Below are 12,643 nucleotides of genomic sequence, written 5' to 3'. Positions count from 1 at the left end.
CCTTTGAAGCAAGAATCGCCCGTTACAATCTTTGATTTAACGGTGCGAGTGTCAAATTAGGTAGAACGGTAGAACGGTATTCGGAATTCCGAATTCTCCCATCTCCCCGTCTCCTTCCTCTCCGAAGCTCTTGCCTGTTGCAAGAGTGCAAGAGTGCCTTATCTCACTTTTATCGTAAGTATTTATCCGAACTTGATATTATTCCCTTTTGCTTTGCGCTATAATTAAAATTATGCCACGTCATAAACCTTCTTCTGAATTACCAAGTAAAATTTGTCCCGTGTGTGGTTTATCCTTCACTTGGCGAAAAAAATGGGAAAAGTGCTGGGATGATGTAAAATATTGCTCAGAAAGATGTCGAAGACGCAAATCCAACAGCAAAGATTAATTAAATTATGTCAACTGAGTCGCTACAACCTAAAGTAATTATACATGGTGGTGCAGGTCTTTCCCTGAAAGATAAAGGTGGTAAAGATGCGGTACGTGCTGCCCTAAAAGGAATCGTTCAAGAAATATATGATACACTGCTAGCAGGTAGCAGCGCTGTAGATGCTGTCATCAAAGGTTGTCAACTACTCGAAGATGAGCCACGCTTTAACGCTGGTACAGGTTCAGTGTTACAATCAGATGGACAGATTCGGATGAGTGCTAGTTTAATGGATGGGGAAAAACAATCTCTCAGCGGGGTAATTAACGTCTCTCGCGTCAAAAATCCTATTTTTCTAGCTAAAGAATTACAAAGTCAAACCGATCGCATAATCTCTGATTATGGTGCAGCTGAATTAGCTAGAGAAATGGCTATCCCACCCTACGATCCCCTTACTGATTTACGTCTCAAAGAATGGATCGAAGAGCGTAAAGAGAACTTTAGCAAAAAAATGGCAACAGTCGTAGCCGAGGAAAGAAGAGGGACTATAGGCGTGGTAGCCTTAGATAAGCAAGGTCGCATTGCTGTGGCTACTTCTACTGGAGGTAAAGGTTTAGAAAAAATAGGACGTGTTAGTGATTCAGCTATGCCTGCTGGCAACTATGCTACTAGTTTAGCTGGGGTAAGTTGTACAGGTATTGGTGAAGATATTATTGATGAATGTTTCGCAGCTAAAGTAGTCATCCGAGTCACTGACGGGTTATCCCTAGCTGAAGCGATGGAAAAATCAATTAAAGAGTCTCAAAGTAGAAATAGAGATTTAGCGGCTATTGCTCTTGACCATCAGGGTAACATCGTTTGGGGCAAAACTTGTGAGGTAGTTTTAGCAGCTTATCATAATGGTCAAACAATTAGCGATAGTCTAGACGCTGCTAGTACTGACTTTATCGGTGTTGTCTCTGCTTAGTATTTTTATTGTATGGGCGCAAAGTTTGTGCCCTTTTTACGTTTAACTCAAATCTTGCACCAGTATTTTTAGACTATAGCGAAAAGGGAATAGGGAAGAGGAGTTCGTAGTCAGGGGTTAGGGAAGAATGCGCGAATGCGCGAATGAGGCAAGAGATACAAGAGGCACAAGTCGCATTATATATATAAATAATATCTCCTAATACCTAAAACCATTCAACCTAAAATCGTTCCACCTAACTCCGATGCAAGATCTAAATTTACGGTTTAGCCACATAAGTAACGATTTCCAATGGTTGTAATTGCCTACTTTGAGTCAGACTACCTTGACTAAAATTACCTACCACCGTATCAGTAGCAGTTGCGGGATTACCATTGACGGTGCGACGATAAAGTTGATAGTTGCTAGGAATACCATACTGAGCAGGATTAATCGTAAAATCTACAGTGGCGCTTGATCTATCTATTGCACCATTAACAAAGATAAATAAAACGGTGTTATTACCCTCCTGGGAGTGAGCAAAAACCCCATTAGGTATCATCACGTCTGGTAATTGATTAGCAGGTATAGCAGGAGAAGGAGGAGTACTCCACTGAATCTGATTAATAGTCACTGGTTTGAGCATTCTACCCATACTCAAATAGTCCTGATTAACGTAACGATGATGAGCTAAATTGATCAGAAAATTATTTACCGTTGGTCCTGCTTGAATCATTGTACTATCAATTCGACCAATAGGTTGACCCCAAGCTAAAGCACGTCCCTGGGGTATAGCTTGTTGCCAATCGTTAGTAGCATCATCATCTAAAGGTGACCAAGAAGATTTAATCCCGTAGGTTTTATTATAATCTCCCCACAAAGCGATATCAAAGGGTAAATCTTGTTGAAAATGTAAATAAAAATGGTTCAGGTTGAGAAAACAGTCAGCCATTCCCTCAGTAAAGAGAGTATAACGAGGATTACTATGACTTCCACTACCTCTACGAGCTTTATTATTCACCCTTTGAAACAAATTTTTCCAACCGTAACTAGCGTGTTGACCACCAACGGTGTTAGGATTGCGATGATTGAGTTGATTAATAGTCAGGGATAGGTCAAAATAAACACCGTCGATTTTTTCTGGTTCAGATTTAGCGCTTTTTAACAGTGCTTCTGCAATACCTTCTTGTTTTTGAATCCATTGTTCCTCACCTACATCTATCCAACTAAAGACAGTCTCTTTTTTACCTTTACCGAATCTTACTCTAATTGGTCGGCGATTGTAATAAAGCATCGCTATTTTACCACCATTTTCGGGTTTATAGGTTGTTCCATTTACATCCCATAAGGGTGATTCAATAAAAGGGTTGCCATTGAGGTTATTAGCCCTCAGATAGGCGATCGCTTCGCCAAAACGTGGTCCGATATAATTTCTACCTGGGGGTGCGACTTCAGGGCGATCGAAAAAGGTTGAGGTTTCCGCTTCAATAGTGCGCCAAGCATAAATACTCACTTGTCCTGGATAATTAGGTAGATTAGCTTTATGAAAGTCATAGACTTGTCTAACCTGGTTACTTTCATCTCCTAATAAATCGGGCAAATTTTCCCACCCAAAAGGTGAAAAAGTCCGATAAGAAACGATCATTTTTTTCGCCCAATCTGCAGCTTCAGGATTACTACTCAATTTCTTTGGTTTTCCTGTCCCCAAGAAATCTTGTTGTAACATCCAATCTCGATAAACTTGCGCTCCCTCGTACCAATCTCCCGTAAAAGTCACTAAACGACAACTATAATTAACATTTTGATGAGGACCAAACATCGCTAATTTACTCTTAGGATAACCTTGTCTAGGGGGATGATGTAGCCAAGATAGTTGTATCGTTTGATTGTCTGCTTTTTGTGCTATAGCTGTTTTCGCGTAACCATCAGCATCAGTAACCATAAAATTCATGCCCTGGTTACCCTGGTAATAAACTAGTGATTGCCATCTGGTGTGACCTGGATAGAGAGTTTTTCTAGGTTTGGCTAAAGTTTGACTAGGATTAATATATAATTCTCCAGATTGAAAAGGAAAAACCAGATAATCTTGATTAGTATTTCCCGTTTGTTTACTGACATTAGGAATAATCGGAAACTCTACCTCATAGAGAACTTTTGTTGCTTGATTCTGGTTTCCTTTAGGGATAACATTGATATACCAATCGGATTTCTCACTATTTGGATATAGCCTTAATTCAGCTTCAATATTAGCTTGTTCTCTTGAATCAGGAATTGGTACATTTAACCATTTAAAATGCAAACCTCGATAACTATTTGTTTCAATTAGTTGAGGAGTTGCTGTTAATTTAGCTTGGACACTATTAATAAAAGTTTCGGTTAATTCTTCCCGATCCGCTCTGGTAAAAGAAGCTTGCCACAAAGGACGTGCACCCAAAGCAGGTTTAATAAAACTATGATGTTGAGTGGGATAGTGGATACTATCTAAACTAACGTTTTCTGTTTCTCCTCGTAATAAATAAGCTATCTTATCTGTACCAATAGCATAAAAAATCAGTTGATTAACTGTAAACCTAGTATAAGCTGGATTACCTAAACTTTGAGGATTGTTAGTAATTGTTTTAGCTTGATTATAAAATTCTGATGCTAAATCTGGTTGTTGTGCTAATCTATCTTTAGCGCTAAATAATAACATATCCGCTAAGCCTAACTTAGCTTTTTGGTCATTACTAGCAGTTGTCCAAAGTTCAGCAATATGAGCGATTTCCTGGTCAATCATTACTATATTCATAGGTTGAGCGGTAACAGAAAACTTAGTGGTAATTAATAATAAAATAGGAACAACAAATAACAAAAATAAATATTTAAAATACTTCATAATTACTAATCAAAACCATAACCTAAAATTAGTAAAGCATAAAAACCCGCCCAAAAATCTTAAAATAAACTATAGTTTGCAGGAACAAGAAACAATGTCTCTAATCCAGTGGTATCCTGGACATATAGCCAAAGCCGAAAAACAACTCAAAGAACAACTCAAACAGGTTGACGTTGTGTTAGAAGTACGTGACGCGAGAATTCCCCTAGCTTCTCATCACCCCGAAATCAATAACTGGTTAGGAACAAAACCAAAACTACTAGTAATCAATCGTGTAGATATGATTGGGGAAAAAGCACACCAACAGTGGTTAAACTGGTTTCGTCAACAAGGAGAAGAACCCTACTTTACTAATGGTAAAACAGGAGAAGGAATTAAAGCAGTAACCAAAGCAGCTCAATTAGTAGGGGTGAAAGTCAACGAGAAAAGACGCAGTCGAGGTTTATTACCACGTCCAGTCAGAGCTGTAGTCATTGGATTTCCTAATGTCGGAAAATCAGCTCTAATTAATCGCTTACTCAATCGTAAAGTAGTAGCTAGTGCGAGAAGAGCAGGTGTAACCCGTCAATTACGTTGGGTAAGACTATCAGAGAGTATCGAACTATTAGACGCACCAGGGATAATTCCCGTCAAACTAGAAAACCAAACAGACGCGGTTAAACTAGCTATCTGTGAAGATATTGGCGAAGCAGCTTATGATAATCAACTCATCGCTATCACCCTAGTTGATTTATTAGCAGAATTAAACGTAGAAAAAGTGTTGACAACTCGATATAATCTACCCCTAGAAACAATGACAGGGGAAGAATATCTAGAGAAATTAGCCATAAGACGTTATCAAGAAGACAAAGAAAAAACGGCTATGGCGCTACTCAATGATTTTCGCACAGGAAACCTAGGGGCGATCGCCCTAGAATTTCCTCCCCTCAATCAGCAAAAACTATGACAAAATAATCTAAGTCAGCAATAAAAAGCTTAAAAAGTATGGATTTTTCTAGTAACATTGCCTCTCAACTCAATGCAGGTGTGATTTGGCCAGAAGGTATAGTAGTAATCACCTTAATAGTGGTTTTACTAGGTGATTTAATCGGGGGAAGGAGTTTCTCTCGTTATCTCCCCTACGTAGCTATAGCTGGTTTACTCGTTTCTGTATTAAGTCTGATCTTAAGTTGGGATACAGTTGACCCGGTCGCCTTTTTAGGCGCGTTTACAGGAGATAACCTTAGTATTATTTTTCGCGCTATCATCGCTTTATCTACTGCGATAACAATTTTAATGTCTATACGCTATGTAGAAGAAACGGGAACATCTCTAGCTGAATTTATCGCCATTATGCTTACTGCTACCCTAGGGGGAATGTTCCTCTCAGGAGCATCAGAATTGGTGATGGTGTTTATCTCTCTAGAGATGCTCAGTATCTCATCTTATCTGATGACGGGATACATGAAGCGCGATCCTCGCTCCAATGAAGCAGCTTTAAAGTATCTCTTGATTGGTGCTTCTAGTTCGGCTATATTCCTCTATGGAGTGTCTCTACTCTATGGTTTATCTGGTGGTGAAACTAATCTCAACGCGATCGCCCTAGAATTAAATAACGGTCCGGGGGAATCTCTGGGATTAGCCATCGCCCTGGTTTTCGTCATTGCCGGTATTGCCTTTAAAATTTCTGCTGTTCCTTTTCACCAATGGACACCAGATGTTTACGAAGGATCACCCACTCCTGTAGTCGCTTTTCTCTCCGTAGGTTCAAAAGCTGCAGGTTTTGCTTTAGCGATTCGCTTACTAGTTAGCGTCTTCTCTCCTGTGAGTGTAGAATGGCACTTTATCTTTACCGCTTTAGCGATTCTGAGTATGGTATTAGGTAATGTGGTAGCTTTAGCACAAACCAGCATGAAACGGATGCTCGCTTATTCTTCCATCGCCCAAGCGGGTTTTGTCATGATTGGTTTAATCGCTGGTAATACTGCTGGTTATTCTAGTATGGTATTTTACCTGCTCATCTATCTGTTCATGAATTTAGGCGCTTTTGCTGGTGTGATTCTTTTCTCCTTGAGAACTGGTTCTGATAAAATTAGTGATTATTCAGGTCTCTATCAAAAAGATCCACTCTTAACCCTAGCTTTGAGCATTTGTTTACTCTCTTTAGGCGGTATTCCTCCTTTAGCGGGATTTTTTGGCAAAATTTACCTATTTTGGGCAGGTTGGCAAGCAGGTTTATACAGTTTAGTCTTATTAGGCTTAGTAACTAGCGTTATCTCCCTATACTATTATATTCGGGTAGTTAAAATGATGGTGGTCAAAGAACCACACGAAATGTCTGAAGTAGTGAAAAACTATCCCGAGATTAACTGGACTTTACCAGGAATGCGCCCCCTACAAGTGGGTTTAGTACTCTCTTTAGTCATAACCACTTTAGCGGGTATTCTCTCTAATCCTCTGTTTACCTTAGCTAATAACTCTGTGAGTAGTAGTGAATTACTGCAGTCTAGTATTATTCTCAATGAACAAGTGTCCTTGAGAAATATAGATGCACCAAATCGGTAAACTAGGAGAGAAATTTGTCGCTCAATACCTAGAAAACAAAGGCTGGACAATCCTACAGCAACGTTGGCGTTGTCCTTGGGGAGAAATCGATTTAATCGCCCAAATTCAGGTCAATTCTCCTCAAATAGCCTTTATTGAAGTGAAAACTCGTCAACAGTTTAATTGCGATCGCGATGGTCTGTTGGCGATTACCCCTCAAAAACAGCGCAAAATCTGGCAAACCGCTAACGCTTTTTTAAGCGATTACCCTCACCTAGCGGATTTGCCTTGTCGCTTTGATGTTGCCTTAGTTATCTATACTCAGATAAACCAAGAATATAAGTTTACACTAAAAGAATATTTAGAATCAGCTTGGTCAGATTGCTTCGAATAGGTTCGAGAGAGGGGAGCTTCGGAGCTTCTGAGTCTGATATATAGGAATAATAGCACCTAAAACCTAAACCTAACTCTTTACTCACCTTGAGTAAGTTATCATTTCTTGACTTAACTTAATTTTTGTAACAATATATACAGAATATCTAGAAAAATGTTAATCTGAAGGTGGAGAGTCAGGTAATGCAGAAATTATGAAATTCTTGTTTTTAGGAGCTAAATACGAAAAAGACCCTGTGACTCTAGAAGTACAAGAAGGAGAAACAGGAGGGTTATACAGAGGCTCACCCTGGAAAACCCACCAATATAAACAACAATTACGTCGATCAGGTCAACCCGTTAAGTTAACTTATCGTGGTGCCCATTATACACATTAAAAATAATTAAAGAGGTTAAAAAGATGAAACAACTATCATATAGAGGAATTAGCTACGACTACGAAAACGCCAATATCGAATTTGATCAAGGGGAAATAGGTGGTAAATATAGAGGTAAAGACTGGAAATATAGATATCCTAAACATATAGTACACTTAAAACCAAAAATCTATCGACAATACCGGGGAGTAGCTTATAGCACTTGTCCAACTCCTTTGCAGGAATCACAAGTAAATCCACATACTCATAATCCAGCTCAAGATAATCGTTGTTCAGTTCAACCTCAAAAACAGTTACAGAAACAGACATCAGCTCAGATTCACTGGGAAAATATGCGTAAAAATCTGGAACGTCGGTTACAAGCAGCTCAAGCTAGAGGAGATGTAGAATTAGTAACTATGTTGGAAAAAGAATCCCGAGAATTAAGTCTATTTTAGTGTTATTTTAAGATAGAGCAATTCTAAGGAGATATTGGCGAGTGAGCAATAAACCCACAATTTTAGTAACAGGTGGTGCGGGATATATTGGCTCTCATGTGGTTTTGGCTTTGAAAAATTTCGGATATGAGGTGATAGTATTAGATAATCTCTCCTATGGACATCCAGAAATAGTCAAAGAAGTTTTAAAAGTAGAGTTAATTGTGGGCGATACTAACGATCGCCCTTTTTTAGATCAATTATTCGCTAGTCGTGAAATAGCAGCAGTAATGCACTTTGCCGCTTATATCGCGGTAGGAGAATCGGTACAAAAACCAGCCCAATATTATCGCAATAACGTAGTTGGGACTCTAACCTTGTTAGAAGCTATGCTACAAGCACAAGTCAAAAAATTCGTCTTCTCTTCAACCTGTGCAATTTACGGGATGCCTCAAGAAGTCCCCATGACAGAAAATCACCCCCGTAACCCCCTAAGTCCTTACGCTAGTAGTAAGAATATGGTAGAACAGATTCTAACGGATTTAGATATTGCTTATGGCTTAAAATCAGTAGCTTTTCGCTATTTTAACGCTTCAGGAGCAGATCCCAGCGGTTTATTAGGAGAAGATCACCAACCCGAAACTCATTTAATTCCTTTAGCTTTATTAACAGCTTTACAAAAACGTTCCTCTCTATCTATTTTTGGTACAGATTACCCCACCGAAGACGGTACAGCTATACGAGATTATATCCACGTTAACGACTTAGCTAGTGCTCACGTTTTGGGCTTAGAATATCTCTTAAATGGTGGAAACAGTGAGGTATTTAATCTAGGTAATGGTAATGGTTTTTCTGTACGAGAAGTAATCGAAACCGCTAAAGGGGTAACCCAACGGGATATACCAGTGATTGAAAGCGATCGCCGTGCAGGTGATGCACCAATTCTGATTGGTAGTAGCGCCAAAGCCCGTGATCTTCTCGGTTGGAATCCCCAATACCCTGATTTAAGTACAATTGTAACTCATGCGTGGCAATGGCATCAGCGCCGACACGGTAACCAGTAGATAAAATGACTAAAGCAGTAGTTTTACTCTCAGGAGGTTTAGACTCAGCAACAGCAGCAGCGATCGCCCTTAAAGCAGGTTATCAAGCGATCGCCCTATCCTTTAGATATGGACAACGTCACCATAAAGAATTACTAGCAGCTCAAAAAATAGCCCAAATCCTGGGCATAACCGAACATTACACCATAGACGTTAATTTAGCCCAATGGGGTGGATCAGCTTTAACCGATAATCAACAAGATTTACCCCAAGATGGAGTCAAACCAGGGATAATCCCCACAACTTATGTACCAGGAAGGAATACGGTATTTATAGCCATCGCCCTGTCTCTAGCAGAAGCTAAACAAGCAGAAGCTATTTACTTAGGAATTAACGCGGTAGATTACTCAGGTTATCCCGATTGTCGCCCAGAATATCTCGAAGCTTATCAACGTTTAGCTAATCTCTCCTCTAAAGTAGGTATCGAAGCAAAAGCGCCACAATTAATCGCCCCCCTAGTAGAGTTAAGCAAAGTAGAAATAGTCCATCAGGCGATCGCACTTGGTGTACCTATTTCCGAAACTTGGTCTTGTTATCAAGGTGATCCAGAACCCTGTGGCTTGTGTGATTCCTGTCGTATTCGAGATGAAGCTTTAATCAAAGCAGGTTATCCCGAGTTAGCTACTGCAAAAGGGAATAGGGGGAGATGGGGAGATCGAGAGACGGGGAGAGGGAATAACCCCTAAAACCTATATAGCTAGAGAAAAATTAAGCTAAACTTTACTATTTTTAACAGAAATCAATAAAAAGACTCAAACCTAGAGATAGTGAGCCTTTGAATATGTAAAAGATTTGTAATAAATAGCGGGTTTTGACTCTAATTCAGTTAAAATCAAGGTTTCAGCGATCCATAAGGGTCAGACTTTGATTAGAATATTGCAGTTAAACACAGAGTTGATCGCAGTTTCAGCGATTTAGACTCAAAAATTAAACAGGAGATGACAAAATGAACAAAGGTGAATTAGTCGATCAAGTTGCTAAAATGGCATCAGTAAGCAAAAAAAATGCCGATGCAGTCATTACAGCAACCTTTGAAGCCATTATGGAAGCAGTTTCCGAAGGGGATAAAGTAACTCTAGTTGGATTTGGTTCTTTTGAACGCAGAGAACGCAAAGCCAGAGAAGGTCGTAACCCCAAAACTGGTGAAAAAATGGATATACCAGCTACTCAAGTTCCCGCCTTTTCTGCGGGTAAACAATTCAGAGAAAAAGTAGCCCCACCCAAAGACTAGTAATTAATCAATAACTAATGTGAGAAGACCAAATCATGGAGGAAATTTAAACTGGGCAAGTAATATAGCAAATTGCCCACCCTCTTTGATTTTGGATTTTTCCGCTAGTATTAATCCCCTAGGACCTCCTCTGAGTGTACTTAGGGCGATCGCCTCTGATCTAGACAGTATTAAAGCTTATCCTGATCCAAATTATCCAGAATTAAAACAGGTCTTAGCACAATGGCATCAAATACCATCTGAATATATCTTACCTGGTAATGGTTCAGCAGAATTACTCACCTGGGCGGCTTGGGAATTAAGTCAATTAACTAGTACTTATGTACTAACTCCCGCTTTTGGGGACTATTGGCGGGCTTTAACAACTTTTGGAGTTAAAATTAATACCTGTCCTCTAGATTTAGTAACCGAAAATTGGACAATAAACACTATTTCTCCCCAATCTGAAGGTCTGATCATTACTAATCCTCATAATCCCACCGGTAAGTTATTCTCTCGTGAAACCCTTTTACCCTATCTCGATAACTTCGGTTTAGTAGTAGTGGATGAAGCTTTTATGGATTTCTTACCACCCTCTCAATCTCAAACTTTGATAGATTGGGTACAAGATTACCCTAATTTGGTAATTCTACGTTCTTTGACCAAGTTTTATAGTCTAGCAGGATTGCGCATAGGATACGCGATCGCTAATCCCGAACGTATTCAACGTTGGCAACAATGGCGCGATCCTTGGACAGTAAACAGTCTAGCTATTACGGCTACAATCGCCGCTTTAAAAGATACCTTGTTTCAACAACAGACATGGAATTGGTTAACAACTTCTCGTCAACAACTATTTACCGCTATTGCATCTTTACCTCAATTTCAACCCCTAGGGAGTCTAGCTAATTTTCTTCTCGTCAAAACCTCTCTACCTGGTTCACAATTGCAACAAAAACTACTCCTACAAGATAAAATCTTCATTCGTGATTGTCTGAGTTTTCCAGAATTAGGAGAAGATTACTTCCGCGTAGCCATACTCTCTCCTGAGTCAAATAACAGATTAGTTACGGCTTTATCCCAATGTCAGTAGAATACGATTTAGTGATTATTGGCAATACCCCAGAGGCTTTATTTGCAGCTTCTGAAGCGACTAAATTTCCTGGACGTATAGCTTTAGTATTGTATAACAATTTAGATGATCTCTGGTTGAATAGACACCTCTATCAATTGAGTTACCCCTTTAACCCTGATTTAGGCAAAGAATTACGCCTACAAGGAGAAAATACCCTAAGTATCTTAGCAGCCCAAGGAGTAGATATTGTCACAGGACAAGCAGAATTTGTCCGCTTACCCTCTCTAGCTGTAGTGGTAGAAGAACGAAAATTGCGATCGCATAGCTATTTACTCGCTACAGGATCTCAACCTTGTTTACCCTCTCTAGATGGTTTAGAAAACACCAAATATCTAACCAGTCTTTCTCTATGGCAACAACAAAACTGGAGTCAACTTCCTGAGCAATTAACCATTATCGGTGATAGTATCAACACCATAGAATTAGCTCAATTATTACATCAACGAGGTAAACAAGTTAATCTAATCACTAAATCTGCACAAATTATCCCTCAAGCAGATTCTGAAGCCTCAAGAATTTTACAAGCTATTTTGGAAAGTCAAGGAATCAAAATCTATAATGCTTCTCCACCCTCCCAAATTAGGGAAATAGAAGGTAAACCCTGGTTACAAGCGGGAAATCAAGCGATCGAAACTGAACAAGTCTTAGTAACTCCCATGGGAAATCCCAATATCAACGGTTTAAATTTAACTAGCGTAGGGGTTAACCTTAGCCAAGATAAAATTAAAGTCAATCCCTATCTCCAAACCGATAACCGTCGTATCTATGCTTGTGGAGAGTTGATAACCACTGAACCCTCTGTACAATTGGCTCAATATCAAGCTAAAATAGCTGTGGGTAATGCTCTAGGTTGGAGGCGATCTCCCTGTCAAACACAAACTATCCCCTCTATAGTCTTTACCCACCCCCCCCTAGCTAGAGTTGGTTTGACTGAAACAGCAGCTAGAGAAATTTATGGTAAAAAGATTGACATTTTACACAATTATTATCACAATATAGACTTAGCTCAAATACAAGATAAAACGAGTGGATTAGTCAAACTGGTTGTAACAACCAATGGACAAATTCTCGGGGCTGATTTAGTGGGATTTGCAGCAGGAGAAATGATTGGGGCGATCGCTACCGCTATGGAAGCTAACATTAAACTCTCTCAATTTGCGTTTAAATTTCCTTACTTAACCCTAGGAGAAATTCTCCATAAAACTGCTTTAGATTGGTCAACCCAAAAAAGTCATAAAACTAAAAAATCTCCCCTTTTAACAACTTTATTAACTTGGCGACGTTCCTGGTTTTCCTAA

The 12,643-nt window shown here is 39.4% G+C and carries 13 protein-coding genes; 12 read left to right on the top strand and 1 reads right to left on the bottom strand.

Annotated elements, in window-relative coordinates:
- Nucleotides 1-232 precede the first annotated feature (232 nt).
- A complete protein-coding gene (locus EA365_14395; GenBank protein TVQ42759.1) occupies nt 233-388 on the top strand; it encodes a DUF2256 domain-containing protein in 156 nt (51 codons plus the stop codon).
- Nucleotides 389-395: 7 nt separating this feature from the next.
- Nucleotides 396-1,334, top strand: a complete 939-nt coding sequence (locus EA365_14390; protein TVQ42758.1) for an isoaspartyl peptidase — start codon at nt 396-398, stop codon at nt 1,332-1,334.
- Between the two features lie 259 nt (nt 1,335-1,593).
- Here the strand turns inward: EA365_14390 and EA365_14385 are convergent, their stop codons facing one another.
- Nucleotides 1,594-4,188 carry a hypothetical protein gene (locus EA365_14385; protein TVQ42757.1) on the bottom strand — a complete coding sequence of 865 codons (2,595 nt, stop codon included), beginning with the start codon at nt 4,186-4,188 and terminating at the stop codon, nt 1,594-1,596.
- Nucleotides 4,189-4,282: 94 nt separating this feature from the next.
- On the opposite strand from EA365_14385, the gene ylqF reads away from it, so the two are divergent.
- The 10 genes from ylqF (at nt 4,283) to EA365_14335 (ending at nt 12,643) form a co-directional block, all read left to right on the top strand.
- The gene (gene ylqF, locus EA365_14380; protein ID TVQ42761.1) at nt 4,283-5,134 is read left to right on the top strand and encodes a ribosome biogenesis GTPase YlqF; all 852 of its coding nucleotides are present in this window, start codon (nt 4,283-4,285) and stop codon (nt 5,132-5,134) included.
- 38 nt (nt 5,135-5,172) lie between these two features.
- Nucleotides 5,173-6,732 carry an NAD(P)H-quinone oxidoreductase subunit N gene (locus tag EA365_14375; protein ID TVQ42756.1) on the top strand — a complete coding sequence of 520 codons (1,560 nt, stop codon included), beginning with the start codon at nt 5,173-5,175 and terminating at the stop codon, nt 6,730-6,732.
- The gene (locus EA365_14370; protein ID TVQ42755.1) at nt 6,716-7,105 is read left to right on the top strand and encodes a YraN family protein; all 390 of its coding nucleotides are present in this window, start codon (nt 6,716-6,718) and stop codon (nt 7,103-7,105) included. Before EA365_14375 ends, EA365_14370 begins: the two co-directional genes overlap by 17 nt.
- 193 nt (nt 7,106-7,298) lie before the next feature.
- Nucleotides 7,299-7,481 (top strand): DUF4278 domain-containing protein, encoded by a 183-nt coding sequence (locus EA365_14365; GenBank protein ID TVQ42754.1) that lies wholly within the window; start codon nt 7,299-7,301, stop codon nt 7,479-7,481.
- 23 nt (nt 7,482-7,504) lie between these two features.
- Entirely contained in the window at nt 7,505-7,918 is a 414-nt protein-coding gene (locus EA365_14360; protein ID TVQ42753.1) for a DUF4278 domain-containing protein, read from the top strand.
- Nucleotides 7,919-7,959: 41 nt separating this feature from the next.
- Nucleotides 7,960-8,961 carry a UDP-glucose 4-epimerase GalE gene (gene galE / locus EA365_14355; GenBank protein TVQ42752.1) on the top strand — a complete coding sequence of 334 codons (1,002 nt, stop codon included), beginning with the start codon at nt 7,960-7,962 and terminating at the stop codon, nt 8,959-8,961.
- Nucleotides 8,962-8,966: 5 nt separating this feature from the next.
- Nucleotides 8,967-9,686 carry a 7-cyano-7-deazaguanine synthase QueC gene (gene queC / locus EA365_14350; protein TVQ42751.1) on the top strand — a complete coding sequence of 240 codons (720 nt, stop codon included), beginning with the start codon at nt 8,967-8,969 and terminating at the stop codon, nt 9,684-9,686.
- Nucleotides 9,687-9,946: 260 nt separating this feature from the next.
- Entirely contained in the window at nt 9,947-10,231 is a 285-nt protein-coding gene (locus EA365_14345; GenBank protein TVQ42750.1) for an HU family DNA-binding protein, read from the top strand.
- A 19-nt stretch (nt 10,232-10,250) separates the two neighbouring features.
- Nucleotides 10,251-11,303, top strand: coding sequence for a threonine-phosphate decarboxylase (locus tag EA365_14340; GenBank protein ID TVQ42749.1), 1,053 nt, complete (start codon nt 10,251-10,253; stop codon nt 11,301-11,303).
- Nucleotides 11,294-12,643 (top strand): NAD(P)/FAD-dependent oxidoreductase, encoded by a 1,350-nt coding sequence (locus EA365_14335; protein ID TVQ42748.1) that lies wholly within the window; start codon nt 11,294-11,296, stop codon nt 12,641-12,643. The genes EA365_14340 and EA365_14335 overlap by 10 nt, the downstream gene beginning before the upstream one ends.

Source organism: Gloeocapsa sp. DLM2.Bin57 (assembly GCA_007693955.1).
In the GTDB taxonomy this organism is placed as follows: Bacteria; Cyanobacteriota; Cyanobacteriia; order Cyanobacteriales; family Gloeocapsaceae; genus Gloeocapsa.
The sequence above is the reverse complement of the archived record's forward strand: the minus strand, read 5'-3'. Positions and strand labels throughout refer to the sequence as shown.